Origin of the sequence: Pseudomonas sp. CMR5c (assembly GCF_003850545.1) — a bacterium.
Lineage (GTDB): Bacteria > Pseudomonadota > Gammaproteobacteria > Pseudomonadales > Pseudomonadaceae > Aquipseudomonas > Aquipseudomonas piscis.
In genome coordinates this window covers 2,207,597-2,222,933 of record NZ_CP027705.1, presented here as the reverse complement: position 1 = coordinate 2,222,933, position 15,337 = coordinate 2,207,597, and the positions used below count along the sequence as shown (strand labels likewise).

12 protein-coding genes and 6 tRNA genes are annotated in these 15,337 nt (G+C 62.4%); 2 read left to right on the top strand and 16 right to left on the bottom strand.

Annotation, left to right across the window (positions count from 1 at the left end):
- Positions 1-29: 29 nt before the first annotated feature.
- The 5 genes from asd to leuC form a co-directional block, all read right to left on the bottom strand.
- On the bottom strand, positions 30-1,142 hold the full coding sequence (gene asd / locus C4K40_RS10405) for an aspartate-semialdehyde dehydrogenase (RefSeq protein WP_053138885.1): 1,113 nt from the start codon (positions 1,140-1,142) through the stop codon (positions 30-32).
- A 54-nt stretch (positions 1,143-1,196) separates the two neighbouring features.
- Positions 1,197-2,279 (bottom strand): 3-isopropylmalate dehydrogenase, encoded by a 1,083-nt coding sequence (gene leuB / locus C4K40_RS10400; RefSeq protein ID WP_053138888.1) that lies wholly within the window; start codon positions 2,277-2,279, stop codon positions 1,197-1,199.
- Between the two features lie 51 nt (positions 2,280-2,330).
- Positions 2,331-3,095 carry a class I SAM-dependent methyltransferase gene (locus C4K40_RS10395; RefSeq protein ID WP_053138891.1) on the bottom strand — a complete coding sequence of 255 codons (765 nt, stop codon included), beginning with the start codon at positions 3,093-3,095 and terminating at the stop codon, positions 2,331-2,333.
- Positions 3,096-3,173: 78 nt separating this feature from the next.
- A complete protein-coding gene (gene leuD, locus C4K40_RS10390) occupies positions 3,174-3,818 on the bottom strand; it encodes a 3-isopropylmalate dehydratase small subunit (RefSeq protein ID WP_022643438.1) in 645 nt (214 codons plus the stop codon).
- A gap of 11 nt (positions 3,819-3,829) precedes the next feature.
- Positions 3,830-5,257 carry a 3-isopropylmalate dehydratase large subunit gene (leuC, locus tag C4K40_RS10385; protein WP_053138894.1) on the bottom strand — a complete coding sequence of 476 codons (1,428 nt, stop codon included), beginning with the start codon at positions 5,255-5,257 and terminating at the stop codon, positions 3,830-3,832.
- Between the two features lie 152 nt (positions 5,258-5,409).
- Between leuC and C4K40_RS10380 the strand changes: the two genes are divergently transcribed.
- The gene (locus tag C4K40_RS10380; RefSeq protein WP_053138897.1) at positions 5,410-6,300 is read left to right on the top strand and encodes a LysR family transcriptional regulator; all 891 of its coding nucleotides are present in this window, start codon (positions 5,410-5,412) and stop codon (positions 6,298-6,300) included.
- A gap of 85 nt (positions 6,301-6,385) precedes the next feature.
- Complete coding sequence (locus C4K40_RS10375) at positions 6,386-9,664, top strand: EAL domain-containing protein (RefSeq protein WP_022643436.1); 3,279 nt, start codon at positions 6,386-6,388, stop codon at positions 9,662-9,664.
- Between the two features lie 48 nt (positions 9,665-9,712).
- On the opposite strand, the gene C4K40_RS10370 is transcribed toward C4K40_RS10375, so the two are convergent.
- The 11 genes from C4K40_RS10370 to gltX all read right to left on the bottom strand — a co-directional run bounded on the left by C4K40_RS10370 (position 9,713) and on the right by gltX (position 15,287).
- Positions 9,713-10,159: an Hsp20 family protein gene (locus tag C4K40_RS10370; protein ID WP_022643433.1), complete on the bottom strand. Its 447-nt coding sequence runs from the start codon at positions 10,157-10,159 to the stop codon at positions 9,713-9,715.
- 114 nt (positions 10,160-10,273) lie between these two features.
- Positions 10,274-11,233, bottom strand: a complete 960-nt coding sequence (locus tag C4K40_RS10365; RefSeq protein WP_022643432.1) for a tRNA-dihydrouridine synthase — start codon at positions 11,231-11,233, stop codon at positions 10,274-10,276.
- A 125-nt stretch (positions 11,234-11,358) separates the two neighbouring features.
- Positions 11,359-11,793 carry a thioesterase family protein gene (locus C4K40_RS10360; protein ID WP_053138900.1) on the bottom strand — a complete coding sequence of 145 codons (435 nt, stop codon included), beginning with the start codon at positions 11,791-11,793 and terminating at the stop codon, positions 11,359-11,361.
- A 212-nt stretch (positions 11,794-12,005) separates the two neighbouring features.
- Positions 12,006-12,545 carry a TetR/AcrR family transcriptional regulator gene (locus tag C4K40_RS10355; RefSeq protein WP_022643430.1) on the bottom strand — a complete coding sequence of 180 codons (540 nt, stop codon included), beginning with the start codon at positions 12,543-12,545 and terminating at the stop codon, positions 12,006-12,008.
- 183 nt (positions 12,546-12,728) lie between these two features.
- Positions 12,729-12,804, bottom strand: a tRNA-Glu gene (locus C4K40_RS10350).
- 78 nt (positions 12,805-12,882) lie between these two features.
- A tRNA-Ala gene (locus C4K40_RS10345) sits at positions 12,883-12,958 on the bottom strand.
- 53 nt (positions 12,959-13,011) lie between these two features.
- A tRNA-Glu gene (locus tag C4K40_RS10340) sits at positions 13,012-13,087 on the bottom strand.
- A 78-nt stretch (positions 13,088-13,165) separates the two neighbouring features.
- A tRNA-Ala gene (locus tag C4K40_RS10335) sits at positions 13,166-13,241 on the bottom strand.
- Positions 13,242-13,294: 53 nt separating this feature from the next.
- A tRNA-Glu gene (locus C4K40_RS10330) sits at positions 13,295-13,370 on the bottom strand.
- A gap of 79 nt (positions 13,371-13,449) precedes the next feature.
- Positions 13,450-13,525 (bottom strand) — tRNA-Ala (locus C4K40_RS10325).
- A 280-nt stretch (positions 13,526-13,805) separates the two neighbouring features.
- Positions 13,806-15,287 carry a glutamate--tRNA ligase gene (gene gltX / locus C4K40_RS10320; protein ID WP_053138712.1) on the bottom strand — a complete coding sequence of 494 codons (1,482 nt, stop codon included), beginning with the start codon at positions 15,285-15,287 and terminating at the stop codon, positions 13,806-13,808.
- Positions 15,288-15,337: the final 50 nt, after the last annotated feature.

The window sequence follows — 15,337 nt, the reverse complement described above, 5'->3', positions numbered from 1 at the left end:
CGCGGGTTTTTCGCGGCGATGCAGAAGAATCAGCGCTCCAGCAGGATCCGCAGCATGCGGCGCAGCGGCTCGGCCGCGCCCCACAGCAGTTGGTCACCCACAGTGAAGGCGCCGAGGAACTGCGAGCCCATGTTCAGCTTGCGCAGACGGCCCACCGGAATGTTCAGGGTACCGGTGACCTTGGTCGGGCTCAGCTCCTGCATGCTGATCTCACGCTGGTTCGGCACCAGCTTGACCCAAGGGTTGTGCTGGCTGATCAGCCCTTCGATATCGGCGATCGGCACGTCCTTGTTGAGCTTGATGGTCAGCGCCTGGCTGTGGCAGCGCATGGCGCCGATACGTACGCAGATACCGTCCACCGGAATCGGGTTCTTGAAGCGACCGAGGATCTTGTTGGTCTCGGCCTGGGCCTTCCACTCTTCGCGGCTCTGGCCGTTGGGCAGCTCCTTGTCGATCCACGGAATCAGGCTGCCGGCCAGCGGTACGCCGAAGTTCTCGGTTGGATAGGCATCGCTGCGCATGGCCTCGGCCACCTTGCGGTCGATATCGAGGATGGCGCTGGCCGGGTTGGCCAGGTCATCGGCGACCGCAGCATGGGTGGCGCCCATCTGCTTGATCAGCTCGCGCATGTTCTGCGCGCCGGCGCCGGAGGCCGCCTGGTAGGTCATGGCGCTCATCCACTCCACCAGGCCGGCTTCGAACAGGCCACCCAGGCCCATCAGCATCAGGCTGACGGTGCAGTTGCCGCCGACGTAGTTCTTGGTCCCGGCGTCCAGTTGCTGGTCGATGACCTTGCGGTTCACCGGATCGAGGATGATCACTGCGTCGTCCTGCATGCGCAGGCTGGAAGCAGCGTCGATCCAGTAACCCTGCCAGCCGGCTTCGCGCAGCTTGGGGAAGACTTCGCTGGTGTAGTCGCCACCCTGGCAGGTCAGGATCACGTCGAGGGTTTTCAGCTCTTCAATGCTGTAGGCGTCCTTGAGCGGGGCAATATCCTTGCCTACCGACGGACCCTGGCCACCGACATTGGAAGTGGTGAAAAACACCGGTTCAATAAGATCGAAGTCCTGCTCTTCAAGCATCCGCTGCATGAGCACGGAACCGACCATACCGCGCCAACCGATCAGACCTACACGTTTCATCGCAACTACACCTATACAAAAGTGGGCCACTGTCAGTGCAGTGGGCCCGAAAGATTACAGATTCCGCAGCGCCGCGACTACTGCATCGCCCATTTCCTGCGTACCGACCCGGGTGCAACCGGCCGACCAGATGTCACCGGTACGCAAGCCCTGGTCCAGCACTCGGCTGACGGCTTGCTCGATGGCGTCCGCCGCTGCGGTCAGGTTGAAGCTGTAGCGCAGCATCATCGACACCGAGAGGATGGTCGCCAGCGGGTTGGCGATGCCCTGCCCGGCAATGTCCGGCGCCGAACCGTGGCAAGGCTCGTACATGCCCTTGTTGTTGGCGTCCAGGGACGCCGAAGGCAGCATGCCGATGGAACCGGTGAGCATCGAGGCCTCGTCGGAGAGAATATCGCCAAACATGTTGTCGGTGACGATCACATCGAACTGCTTGGGCGCGCGCACCAGCTGCATGGCCGCGTTGTCGACGTACATGTGGCTGAGCTCGACGTCCGGATAGTCCTTGGCCACCTGCTCGACCACTTCACGCCAAAGCTGGCTGGACGCCAGGACGTTGGCCTTGTCCACCGAGCAGAGCTTCTTGCCGCGCACCCGCGCCATGTCGAAGCCGACCCGGGCGATCCGGCGGATCTCGCTCTCGCTGTAGGGCAAGGTGTCATAGGACTGGCGCTCGCCGTTCTCCAGCTCGCGGGTGCCGCGAGGAGCACCGAAGTAGATACCGCCGGTCAGTTCGCGGACGATGAGGATGTCCAGGCCGGAGACGATTTCCGGTTTCAGGCTCGAGGCATCGGCCAGTTGCGGATAGAGGATCGCCGGCCGCAGGTTGCCGAACAGCCCCAGTTGCGCGCGAATCTTCAACAGCCCGCGCTCCGGACGGATGTCGCGCTCGATCTTGTCCCACTTCGGACCGCCCACCGCACCCAGCAGCACCGCATCGGCGGCACGGGCCCGGTCCAGGGTCTCGTCGGCCAGGGGCACGCCATGCTTGTCGATGGCCGCGCCGCCGATCACATCGTGGCTCAGCTCGAAACCCAGGCCGTACTTGTCATTGGCCAATTCCAGGACCTTGACCGCTTCGGCCATGATTTCCGGGCCAATACCGTCACCAGGGAGAATCAGAATCTGCTTGCTCATGCATTCCTCGTTCGTTCTGTCGGCACGCCCTTGGGCGCACCCGGAAAAATTCTATCGTTCGGCCCACAGTACCAGTACATCTGTACTGAACGAACCATCGGCCTCAATCTGAAAATATTCGCGCACTTCATTGCCCATCGCCTGCTGCAACTGGCGAATAGCTACCCTCAGCGGCTCCGGGGTGCGCATGCGCTCGACCCAGGAGGCGTATTCCAGGCGCAGGCGCTGCCGGGCGCTGCTGCGGGCCTGCAAACCGGCCTCGTTGATCTGGTGCAGCCATTCCCCGGCCGAATAGTCGCGGACATGGCTGGTGTCGCGCAGCACTTCGACGCTCTGCAGGTAGGTATCCAGCAATGGACTGCCAGGTGACAGGACATCGATGAACGCCGCCACGCCGCCAGGCTTCAGGACCCGGCGCACCTCCCGCAGGGCCAGGCCCAGGTCGCTCCAGTGGTGGGCCGAATAGCGACTGAAGACGAAGTCGAACTCGCCATCGGCGAACGGCAGGCGCTCCGCGGCGCCCGCTACCGTGCGGATGTTCTCCAGGCTACGCTCCCTGGCCGCCGCCGCCACCACATCCAGCATCTGCTGCGAAAGGTCATAGGCCACTACCTGCGCGACCAACGGCGCCACATGGAAGCTGACGTGCCCGGCACCACAGCCCAGGTCCAGCACCCGGGCCTCGTTCTTGCCCGCTACCTCGGCCTGTAGCAACGCGAATTCGGCACCCTGGGCATGCACTGCGCTGTTGAGGTAGGCCACGGCTTGTCCGCCGAATTGCTGCTGTACCACCTGGGTATGGGCATTGCTGGTCATGCTTGGCTCCTTGGGGCGTAGAGAACGGTGCTCACTGACCGACCCTGCAACAAACGGCAAGGGCCGGACCAAGGGCACTCAGGCGTCGCGGAACAACCAGGGCTGGCGCTGCTTGTAGCCGACCTCGAAACTGCGGATGGCGTCGGCGTCCTGCAGGGTCAGGCCGATGTCGTCCAGGCCATTGAGCAGGCAGTGCTTGCGGAACGCATCCACCTCGAAGCTGTACTGCTTGCCGTCCGGGCGGGTCACGGTCTGCGCGGCGAGATCGACGGTCAGCTGGTAACCCTCGGTGGCTTCGCTCTGCTGGAACAGTTCGTCGACTTCTTCATCCTTGAGGATGATCGGCAACAAGCCGTTCTTGAAGCTGTTGTTGAAGAAGATGTCGGCGAAGCTCGGCGCGATCACGGTGCGGAAACCGTACTCGTCCAGCGCCCACGGCGCATGCTCGCGGGAAGAGCCGCAGCCGAAGTTCTCACGGGCCAGCAGCACGCTGGCGCCCTGGTAGCGCGGGAAGTTGAGCACGAAGTCCTGGTTCACCGGACGCTTGGAATTGTCCTGGTTGGGCTGACCCACATCGAGGTAGCGCCACTCGTCGAACAGGTTCGGGCCGAAGCCGGTACGCTTGATCGACTTGAGGAATTGCTTGGGAATGATCTGGTCGGTGTCGACGTTGGCGCGGTCGAGCGGTGCGACGAGGCCTGTGTGCTGGGTGAATGCTTTCATCTCTGGTCTCCTCAGGCCTGCATCAATTCACGTACATCGATGAAACGACCGGTCACCGCGGCAGCCGCGGCCATGGCCGGGCTCACCAGGTGGGTACGCCCGCCGGCGCCCTGGCGGCCTTCGAAGTTGCGGTTGGAGGTGGACGCGCAATGCTCGCCACTCTCCAGGCGGTCCGGGTTCATCGCCAGGCACATGGAGCAGCCCGGCTCACGCCATTCGAAGCCGGCTTCGAGGAAGATCTTGTCCAGGCCTTCCTGCTCGGCCTGGGCCTTCACCAGGCCCGAGCCTGGTACCACCAGCGCCTGCTTCACGGTGGAGGCGACCTTGCGCCCCTTGGCCACGGCGGCGGCGGCGCGCAAGTCTTCGATGCGCGAGTTGGTGCAGGAACCGATGAATACCCGATCCAGCTGGATATCGGTGATCGCCTGGTTGGCGTTCAAGCCCATGTACTTCAACGCCCGGACGATGGAATCGCGCTTGACCGCATCGGCTTCGGTGCTCGGATCCGGTACGTTCTGGTCCACCGCGAGCACCATCTCCGGGGAAGTGCCCCAGCTGACCTGCGGCTTGATGTCCTCGGCACGCAGCTCGATGACGGTGTCGAAATGCGCGTCGGCATCGGATACCAGGTCGCTCCAGGCCTCCACGGCCTTGTCCCAGTCGCTGCCTTGCGGCGAGAACGGGCGACCCTTCACGTAGTCGATGGTCTTTTCATCGCAGGCCACCATGCCGACGCGGGCGCCCGCCTCGATGGACATGTTGCAAATGGTCATGCGGCCTTCCATGGACAGATCGCGAATGGCGCTGCCGGCGAACTCCAGGGCGTGGCCGTTGCCGCCAGCGGTGCCGATCCTGCCGATCACCGCGAGGACGATGTCCTTGGCGGTCACGCCGAAGGGCAACCGGCCCTCGACGCGCACCTGCATGTTCTTCATCTTCTTGGCCACCAGGCACTGGGTGGCGAGCACGTGCTCCACCTCAGAAGTGCCGATACCGTGGGCCAACGCGCCGAAGGCGCCATGGGTCGAGGTGTGCGAGTCGCCACAGACCACGGTCATGCCCGGCAAGGTGGCCCCCTGCTCCGGACCGACCACATGGACGATGCCCTGGCGGATATCGTTCATCTTGAATTCGAGGATGCCGAAATCGTCGCAGTTCTCATCCAGGGTCTTGACCTGGATACGCGACACTTCGTCGGCGATGGCGTCGAGGCCACCTTTGCGCTCGGCCTGGGTAGTCGGCACGTTGTGGTCCGGGGTGGCGATGTTGGCATCGATGCGCCATGGCTGGCGTGCAGCCAGGCGCAAGCCTTCGAAGGCCTGCGGCGAGGTCACCTCGTGAAGAATGTGACGATCGATGTAGATGAGCGACGAACCATCGTCACGGCGCTTCACCTCGTGCATTTCCCAGAGCTTGTCGTAGAGCGTCTTGCCAGCCATCGGACCTTTCCTCATCAGCTTGTTTCTATGCCCCGGGCCCTGATCGAGCATCGATCAATAACCACTTGGCTTGTGAGGCTGATGCTATGGCGTTAGATTAAATAACTCAAATTCATATTTTTCATGATTTGGATAACCAATAGGAATGCAAGATGGACCAGGCCAATCTCAATGCCTTCATCGCCATCGCCGAAACCGGCAGCTTCTCTGGAGCGGGCGAGCGCCTGTACTTGACCCAACCGGCCATCAGCAAGCGCATCGCCGCGCTGGAACAGCAGCTCAATGTGCGACTGTTCGATCGCCTGGGCCGTGAAGTCGGTCTTACAGAGGCTGGCCGGGCCCTGTTGCCCCGGGCCTATCAGATCATCAACGTGCTGGACGACACTCGCCGGGCCCTGACCAACCTCACGGGCGAAGTCAGCGGGCGCCTGACACTGGCCACCAGCCATCACATCGGCCTGCATCGCCTGCCGCCCCTGCTGCGAGCCTATACCCGGCGCTACCCACAAGTGGCCCTGGACATCCAGTTCCTCGATTCGGAGGTGGCCTATGAGGAAATCCTCCACGGCCGCGCCGAGCTGGCCGTCATCACCCTGGCTCCCGAGCCACACGGCCTGGTCAAGGCCACCGCGGTCTGGGACGACCCACTGGACTTCGTCGCCGCCCCGGAACACCCGCTGGTCAGCAACGGCCAGGTCAGCCTGGCGGATATCGCCCTGCACCCGGCGGTTTTTCCCGGCGGCAACACCTTTACCCACCACATCGTGCAGCGATTGTTCCAGGCCCAGGGCCTGACGCCGAACATCGCCATGAGCACTAACTATCTGGAAACCATAAAGATGATGGTCTCCATCGGCCTGGCCTGGAGTGTGCTGCCGCGCACAATGCTCGACGAACAAGTGGCGCGCATCCCTTTACCGGGCATACAACTACACCGCCAGCTAGGCTATATCCTGCATACCGAACGGACGCTGTCGAATGCTGCGCGGGCTTTCATGGCCTTATTGGACGCACAGGTCGATTGGCCAGGGAACCCGGCATAAGTATTCCGGGTTTTGCCCGTGCCCTGTCGCCTCCCGCCATGAGCCCTCGCGCCAAACGAACTACTCAGCACAAGGCCTGATCACCATGCCCAAACCCGCTGACCGTATTCCGCCCATGCCACGCATCCACGCCGTCGACCCCAGGGAGTCGGAACAGAGCTGGGAAAGTGCGCCACAACTGCTCGCCGCGCTCAACGGCGCGAGGCTGGGAGCCTGGTATTGGGATATCGAAAGCGGGCAAATCAGCTGGTCCCGGGGCACCCAGGCGCTGTTCGGCTTCGATCCGCGCCAACCCCTGCCGGAAAACCTCGAATACCTCGACCTGCTACCCATCGAGGACCGGGCCCGAACCGTACGCGCCTTTCACTCGGTGCTGGCCGGCGCGCCCCTGGAACAAGCCATGCACCATCGCATCCGCTGGCCCGATGGCAGCCTGCACTGGCTGGAAATCAACGGCAGCGTGCTGCCTGACAAACACGGCAAGCCCCGGATGATCGGGGTGATCCGCGAAATCACCCACCAGCGCCAGCGCGAAGAAGCCCTGAGCAGCTCGGAAAAGCGTTTTGCCACCCTCTTCCACCTCTGCCCCAACATGGTGCTGCTGACCCGCCTCGAAGACGGCCTGATCAGCGAAGCCAACCAGTACTTCGAAAGCCAGTTCGGCTGGCCCGCCGAGCATGTGATCGGCCGCACCACCCTGGAAATCGGCTTGTGGGTCAACCCCGAGCAGCGCGCCCAACTGATCAAGGCCGTACAGAAGAAGGGCCAGGCCGCCAGCCTCGAAGTGCAATTGCGTGCCAGCAACGGGCAGATCCACGACGGCATCCTCAGCGCACAGAAGGTCGAACTGGAGGGCAAGGCCTTCCTGCTCAGCACCTTCCTCGATACCAGCGAGCGCAAGCGCGCCGAACAGGCCCTCAAGGATAGCCAGGAGCGCCTGGACCTGGCCCTGGACTCCGCGCAACTGGGCACCTGGGACTGGCACATCCCCAGCGGCATGCTCTATGGCTCGGCCCGAGCTGCGCAGTTGCATGGCCTGGAGCCAGCGCCGTTTCACGAGTCCTTCGATGCCTTCTTCGAGGGTGTGCCCACCGAGGAGCGCAACTCCATGCGCGACGCCTATCGCAGCCTGCGCGAAGGCCCGGCGGGCAACTACCAGCTGACCTATCGCGTGCAACTGGCCGATGGCAGCTCGCGCTACCTGGAGAGCCGTGCCCGCCTGTATCGCGACGAGCAAGGCAACCCGCTGCGCATGGCCGGAACCCTGCTGGACATCACCGAACAGGTGGAGCGCGAGCAGCGCCTGATCACCTCCGAGGAGAAATTCGCCAGCCTGTTCCAGGTCAGCCCGGATCCGATCTGCGTCACCCTGCTGGAAACCGGCCAGTTCATCGAGATCAACTCCAGCTTCACCCAGACCTTCGGCTGGACCCTGGACGACGTGATCAACCGCAGCGCCGAGCAGATCGGCCTCTGGGAAGACCCCGCGCCGCGCTTGCGGCGAATCGAACAGGTAATCCGCGAACAAGCGCTGAACAATGTCGCGGTGGTGGTCAACCACAAGGATGGCCAGCCTTTGACCTGCATCATCTCCAGCCGCCAGATCATCGTCGACAAACAACCGTGCATCGTCACCACTCTGCGCGACATCACCCAGCAACAACGCTCGGAAGCGGCGCTCAAGGCCAGCGAGGAGAAGTTCGCCAAGGCCTTCCACTCAAGCCCCGACGCCATCACCATCACCGAGCGCGATACCGGACGCTACCTGGAGGTCAACGACGGCTTCTGCCGCCTGACCGGCTACCGCACCGACGAGGTGATGGGCCATACCCTGTACGAAGTCGGGATCTGGGCCGAGGAGGCCCAGCTGGCCACGTTGCTGGCCGAACTCAAGCTCAAGGGTCGGGTGCACCATATGGAGATGCTCGGGCGCAACAAGCGCGGGGAAATCTTCACCCTCGAGGTTTCAGTGGAGCCCATCACCCTCAATGAAACCCCTTGCCTGCTGCTGACCGCCCGGGACGTCAGCTTGCTGAAGAACGCCCAGGCGCAGATCCGCCACCTGGCCTACCACGACCCTCTGACCAACCTGCCCAACCGCGCCCTGCTGATGGACCGCCTGAGCCAGCAGATCGCCCTGCTCAAGCGGCACAACCTGCGCGGCGCCCTGCTGTTCCTCGATCTGGACCACTTCAAGCACATCAACGATTCCCTGGGGCATCCGGTGGGTGACACGGTCCTGAAGATCATCACCGCACGGCTGGAAGCCAGCGTACGCATGGAGGACACGGTGGCGCGCCTGGGCGGCGACGAGTTCGTGGTCCTGCTCAGCGGCCTGGAAGGCTCGCGCAACGACGTCAGCGAACAGGTCCGGCAACTGGCGGGCACCTTGCGCGAATTGCTGTCGGAGCCGATGTTCCTCGACGGTCAGCGCCTGCAGGTCACGCCCAGCATCGGCGTGGCGCTGATTCCCGATCACGGCTCGACCCCCACCGACCTGCTCAAGCGTGCCGATATCGCCCTGTATCGCGCCAAGGACTCGGGGCGCAACACCACGCAGATGTACCACAACACCATGCAGAAGGCCGCCAGCGAACGCTTGCGCATGGAAACCGACCTGCGCCTGGCCCTGTCCCGGGGCGAATTCAGCGTGCACTTCCAGCCCCAGGTGGATGCCCGCGACAATCGCATCGTCGGCGCCGAGGCGCTGGTGCGCTGGCAGCACCCGGAACTGGGGGCGCAGTCACCGACCGAGTTCATCAAGGTGCTCGAAGACAGCGGGCTGATCCTCGAGGTGGGCACCTGGATCCTCGATGAGTCCTGCCTGGCTTTCAGCCAGTTGATCGAAGAAGGCCTGGTGGACCCGCACCAGTTCAGCCTGTGCGTGAACATCAGCCCCCGGCAGTTCCGCCAGAACGATTTCGTCGAACGGATCGAGCACAGCTTGGCGGCCTACGCCCTGCCTTCCTCGCTGCTGAAGCTGGAGATCACCGAAGGCATCGTGATCCAGAACCTGGAAGACACCATCAGCAAGATGCGTCGCCTGAAGAAGCTCGGGGTCAGCTTCGCCATGGATGATTTCGGCACGGGCTATTCATCCCTGACCTACCTCAAGCGCCTGCCGGTGGACACGTTGAAGATCGACCAGTCCTTCGTCCGCGATGCCACCCACGACCCCAACGACGCGGAGATCATCCGGGCCATCGTGGCCATGGCCCGCAGCCTGGAATTGAAGGTGATCGCCGAAGGCGTCGAGACCTTGCAACAACTGGAGTTCCTGCGGGGCCTGGAGTGCCACCTGTACCAGGGCTACCTGCACAGCCGACCGCTCCCGCTAGGCGAATTCAAGAAACTGCTGGAATGACAGGCACGAAAAAGGGCGCCACTCGGGCGCCCTTTTCTGCTTGCGGTCTTAGTGTTGCAGGGCCGCTTGCTGCATGCCGCTGATCGGGATGCGCTTGGGCTTGGCCTCTTCCGGCACGACCCGCAGCAGGTCGATGTTCAGCAGGCCGTTGTTCAGGGCCGCGGCCTTGACCTCGATATGGTCGGCCAGGCGGAAAGACAGCTTGAAAGCCCGCTGGGCGATGCCCTGGTGCAGGTAGGTGACGCCTTCGTTGGCATCGCGCTTGCCACCGCTCACGGTCAACACGCCTTTTTCCACCTGCAGCTCCAGGTCTTGCTCCTGGAAGCCGGCAGCGGCGATGACGATGCGGTACTGGTCATCGGCATGCTTTTCAACGTTGTAGGGTGGGTAGCTGCTGCCTGGTTCGTTGCGCAGTGCCGATTCGAACAGGTCGTTGAAACGGTCGAAGCCGACAGAGGAACGGAACAATGGGGCCAGGGAAAATGCAGTACTCATGGGTAAATCTCCTGATATTCAGCGAGTGGTTATCTACGCGACCCGAATTCGGCATCGCGTACCCAAGAGATAAGGACCGCCGGAGGCATTTCAAGAGCGGCCATGGAAATTTCTTCAGGCCGCCTCGCTGCACGGCATACCCAGCAACCTGCCGACCTGGTCCAGCTCGGTTTCGCGCCGCAGCGCGGTGAACAACTCGACCGCCTCGGGGTAGTTGCGAGTCAACATCGCCAACCACTGCTTCAACCGACCCGGAGCCGAGCGCGGGGTCAATTGCGTAACCACCTGGGCCCAGAAGTCATGGATCAGCGGCAGCAACTCGGCCCAGGACATCTGCACCACTTCTTCGCCAGCCCGAGCCGCGGCGATCTGCCGAGCCAGGTCCGGACGCGAAACCAGCCCACGCCCCAGCATGATGTCCTCGACCCCGCTGATTTCCCGGCAGCGCCGCCAGTCCTCGACGCTCCAGATATCACCGTTGGCGAACACCGGCACCTTGACCACTTCCTGGACCCGAGGAATCCACTCCCAATGGGCCGGAGGCTTGTAGCCGTCAACCTTGGTCCGCGCATGCACCACGATATGCTCGGCGCCACCTTCGGCCAACGCGGTGGCGCATACCAGGGCACCATCCGGGCTATCGAAACCCAGGCGCATCTTGGCCGTGACCGGGATATGCGCCGGAACCGCACGTCGTACATGCTCGACGATCTGGTTGAGTAGCTCGGGCTCCTTGAGCAGCACCGCGCCGCCACGGGACTTGTTGACGGTCTTGGCCGGGCAACCGAAGTTCAGGTCGATGACTTCGCTCCCCAGCTCGCAGGCCAGCGCGGCGTTCTCGGCCAGGCACACAGGATCGGAACCGAGCAGTTGCACGCGCAGCGGCACCCCGGCCGCAGTCTGCGCGCCTTGCAGCAATTCGGGGGCAAGCTTGTGGAAATAGGCAGGCGTCAGCAGACGGTCGTTGACACGGATGAACTCGGTGACACACCAGTCGATCCCGCCAACACGGGTCAGTACATCGCGCAGGATGTTGTCGACCAACCCCTCCATGGGCGCCAGGGCAATTTGCATGAAACACACTCGACGAAAACGGGCGAAAAACGGGCGCCAGTTTACTGGGTTTCAAACGCTGGCAGTACCTTGCCGTTAGCAACTGCCGGCGAACGGGGCCAGCATTCCACGCAACGACTAAAGATTCAGCAGGATTGCAGGGCCGGCCCATAGCCGTCGAGGAACTCGGCGGGCATGCGCTTGGGCTTGCCGCTGGACAGCTCGATGCAGACGAAGGTGGTCTGGGCCCGCAGCAGGGTCGTGCCATCGCTCGGGCGCACCAGCTGGAAACGCCGGGTCATCTTCAAGCGCTGATCCCAATCGACGATCCAGGTGGCCAATTGCAGCTCGTCGCCCTCGTAGGCGGCGGCCAGGTAGTCGATTTCATGCCGCACCACGGCCATGGCCCGGTCCAGGCGGCGATATTCAGCCAGGTCCAGCCCCAGGCGCTGGGAATGACGCCAGGCACAACGCTCCAGCCAAGTAACGTAGACCGCATTGTTGGCGTGCCCCAAGCCATCGATATCTTCGGCCGCCACCTGCAGATCGATGACGAACGGCGTTGCCAGATCCCAACTCATGCCCGACTCCCGGTCAGTTTTTTGACCGATGCAGTGTAACGGATGGCCAGCCCGATTGGCGCACCCATCCCGGGACCGGCTCGCTCTGGCTCGAGGCTTTGCTATCTCGAGGGCTTGGCGAACCGGGGCTCGCGGGGCGTATCGAACCTTGATTGGATGATCATTCGCGATGTGAATGACCAGGTGGCGACAGGGCTCGCCACGGTTCCGGGTCAGAGCACGGCGGACTTGGCAGCGCGCAGCAGGCGATCGGACAGCTCCCCCGGTCCCAGGGCACGCGCCAAGGACAGGCCGCCGATCATCAAGGCCATGTCCGCCAGGGCCTTGTCCGTGTCCTCAGGAGTCTCGGCCAGTTGCGCCACCATCAACTCCATATGCTCGTTCAGGGCCTTGCGGAAGCTCTCCGGCAGACGTCCCAACTCCCCTACCGAGGCGGGGATCGGGCAGGCCAGCTCGGTGGAGTCGCGATGCTTGCGCGACAGGTAGAAGGCGGCGGTCAACGCCCGACGCTCCACACCGCTCAGGTTGCTGTCCATTTCATCGAGCAGGCCGCGCCGGTGCGCGAGCAACTGGGTGAAGGCCTCCAGCATCAGCGCGTCCTTGCTCTCGAAGTGCGCGTAGAAACCACCGACCGTGAGCCCGGCCGCCCCCATCACCTCACCTACGCTCGGCTCGGCCGGACCACGCTGGATCAACGCGGAACTGGCAGCCTGGAGAATGCGCTCCCGGGTCTGAGCTTTTTTATCGTTCATCGTTGCCTCCGAATATCACGAAAAAATATTATTCCCATAATAATTTTCCGCAAGTCGCTAGCGTGACCGTCGGTCAGAGGAGCAAGCTGGGAAAAGAAGAGAGAGAAATTGCCGGACGCCAGAAAAACAAAAGGGTCATTCAATAATCGAATGACCCTTGAAATCCCGCAAAGCGGGCAAACCTGGCGTCCCCTAGGGGACTCGAACCCCTGTTACCGCCGTGAAAGGGCGGTGTCCTAGGCCACTAGACGAAGGGGACACAAACCTTCTATACAACTGACCGGCGCTGAGTACCGATCGATTCAAGGCCGGTGTGGCCAGACCTTGAACTGTAAATTGGTGGAGCTAGACGGGATCGAACCGTCGACCTCTTGCATGCCATGCAAGCGCTCTCCCAGCTGAGCTATAGCCCCGGATTTTTCGCCTCGCGGCGCAGCGACATCCTGCAACATCGCTTGTGTAAAACTGGCGTCCCCTAGGGGACTCGAACCCCTGTTACCGCCGTGAAAGGGCGGTGTCCTAGGCCACTAGACGAAGGGGACACAAACCTTCTATACAACTGACCGGCGCTGAGTACCGATCGATTCAAGGCCGGTGTGGCCAGACCTTGAACTGTAAATTGGTGGAGCTAGACGGGATCGAACCGTCGACCTCTTGCATGCCATGCAAGCGCTCTCCCAGCTGAGCTATAGCCCCGGATTTTTCGCCTCGCGGCGCAGCGACATCCTGCAACATCGCTTGTGTAAAACTGGCGTCCCCTAGGGGACTCGAACCCCTGTTACCGCCGTGAAAGGGCGGTGTCCTAGGCCACTAGACGAAGGGGACGCAAACCCTTCTATACAACTGACCGGCGCTGAGTGCCGATCGATTCAAGGCCGGTGTGGCCAGACCTTGAACTGTAAATTGGTGGAGCTAGACGGGATCGAACCGTCGACCTCTTGCATGCCATGCAAGCGCTCTCCCAGCTGAGCTATAGCCCCTCGTCGGTGAGGACGGGGCGAATCTTAAGGGGCGTTCGCAAAGCTGTCAATTTTTTTTCAGCTTTTTGCAAAAAAATTTGCCGGGATAACAATCACTTACCGGCCCGCCCTGAAAAACCGGGCTTTTGCGCCCTTCCCGACTTGTGCCGACTCCCGCAAAAGAGTTGAGCCAAGCCTGGAGAATTGCCGGTCGCGGCAACCAATTCGCCTGACGCCAGAGATTCAAGCGTAGTCGAAAAGCTCGCCGCTCCTGGCAGCACTACTGCGGCGCCACGCCGCCTCAGGCGATGGCGCCCAGCAGTTTTTCCCACTCCTTGTTCTCTTTCTTCGACACGCCACCGAGCAGATCGATAGCCTGGCGCAGACGGAAGCGAGTCAGGTCCGGACCAAGGATTTCCATGGCATCGAGCACCGACACCGAACTGGCCTGGCCGGTGATGGCGGCGAACATCAGCGGCATGGCATCGCGCAGCTTCAGCTCCAGGGATTCGACCACGGCCTGGATAGTCGCGGTGATGTTGTCCTTTTCCCACTGGCGCAGGCTTTCAAGCTTCCACAGGATCAGCTGCATCAGCTGGCGCACCTGATCGCCCGACAGCTTCTTGGATTCGAACAGCTTGGCATCCGGAGTGACTCCACCAGCGAAGAAGAACCCGGCCAGCGGCGCGATCTGGCTGAAGGTTTCGACCCGACCCTGGACATGGGGGGCGATCTTCATCATGTAGTCGCTGTTGAACGCCCACTTCTGCACGCGAGTGGCGAACTCCTCCACCGGCAGGTCACGCAGCCACTGACCGTTGAGCCAGGACAGTTTCTCGATATCGAAGATCGGCCCGCCCAGGGAGACCCGCGACAGGTCGAAGTTGTCGACCATTTCCTGCAACGAGAACTTCTCGCGCTCGTCCGGCATCGACCAGCCCATGCGCCCCAGGTAGTTGAGCATGGCCTCGGGCATGAAGCCCATGCGCTCGTAGAAGGTCACCGAAGTCGGGTTCTTGCGCTTGGACAGCTTGCTCTTGTCCGGGTTACGCAGCAGCGGCATGTAGCACAACTGCGGTTGCTCCCAGCCGAAGTACTCGTAAAGCAGGATCAGTTTCGGCGCCGACGGCAGCCATTCTTCGCCACGCAGCACGTGGGTGATGCCCATCAAGTGATCGTCGACCACGTTGGCCAGGAAGTAGGTCGGCAAGCCATCGGTCTTCATCAGGACCTGCATGTCCATGCGATCCCACGGGATCTCGACATCGCCACGCAACATGTCCGGTACCACGCAGACACCTTCGCTGGGCACCTTCATGCGGATCACATGGGGCTCACCGGCCGCCAGGCGCTGGGCCACTTCTTCCTTGGACAGCAACAATGCGCGCCCGTCGTAGCGCGGGGTTTCGCCGCGGGCCATCTGCTCGGCACGCATCTGGTCCAGTTCCTCGGCGGTACAGAAGCATGGGAACGCGTGCCCCATGTCCACCAGTTGCTGGACGTACTTCTGGTAGATATCGCCACGTTCGCTCTGGCGATACGGGCCATGGGGACCGCCGACATCCGGGCCTTCGCTCCAGTTGATCCCCAGCCAGCGCAAGGCATCGAAGATCTGCTGTTCGGACTCGCGAGTGGAACGCAGTTGGTCGGTGTCTTCGATACGCAGGATGAACTCACCGCCGTGCTGCTTGGCAAAGCAATAGTTGAACAAAGCGATATAAGCAGTACCTACGTGGGGATCCCCGGTAGGCGATGGCGCGATGCGCGTACGGACGGTGGTCATGGCATGTCTCGGAAAGAATAGAAAAGCTAAGGAACAAACAAGGGGCGAAT

Bases quoted from the DNA above. Each gene is read 5' to 3' on its own strand.
- asd (WP_053138885.1), bottom strand. From the start codon at position 1,142: ATGAAACGTGTAGGTCTGATCGGTTGGCGCGGTATGGTCGGTTCCGTG.
- leuB (WP_053138888.1), bottom strand. From the start codon at position 2,279: ATGAGCAAGCAGATTCTGATTCTCCCTGGTGACGGTATTGGCCCGGAA.
- C4K40_RS10395 (WP_053138891.1), bottom strand. From the start codon at position 3,095: ATGACCAGCAATGCCCATACCCAGGTGGTACAGCAGCAATTCGGCGGA.
- leuD (WP_022643438.1), bottom strand. From the start codon at position 3,818: ATGAAAGCATTCACCCAGCACACAGGCCTCGTCGCACCGCTCGACCGC.
- leuC (WP_053138894.1), bottom strand. From the start codon at position 5,257: ATGGCTGGCAAGACGCTCTACGACAAGCTCTGGGAAATGCACGAGGTG.
- C4K40_RS10380 (WP_053138897.1), top strand. From the start codon at position 5,410: ATGGACCAGGCCAATCTCAATGCCTTCATCGCCATCGCCGAAACCGGC.
- C4K40_RS10375 (WP_022643436.1), top strand. From the start codon at position 6,386: ATGCCCAAACCCGCTGACCGTATTCCGCCCATGCCACGCATCCACGCC.
- C4K40_RS10370 (WP_022643433.1), bottom strand. From the start codon at position 10,159: ATGAGTACTGCATTTTCCCTGGCCCCATTGTTCCGTTCCTCTGTCGGC.
- C4K40_RS10365 (WP_022643432.1), bottom strand. From the start codon at position 11,233: ATGCAAATTGCCCTGGCGCCCATGGAGGGGTTGGTCGACAACATCCTG.
- C4K40_RS10360 (WP_053138900.1), bottom strand. From the start codon at position 11,793: ATGAGTTGGGATCTGGCAACGCCGTTCGTCATCGATCTGCAGGTGGCG.
- C4K40_RS10355 (WP_022643430.1), bottom strand. From the start codon at position 12,545: ATGAACGATAAAAAAGCTCAGACCCGGGAGCGCATTCTCCAGGCTGCC.
- gltX (WP_053138712.1), bottom strand. From the start codon at position 15,287: ATGACCACCGTCCGTACGCGCATCGCGCCATCGCCTACCGGGGATCCC.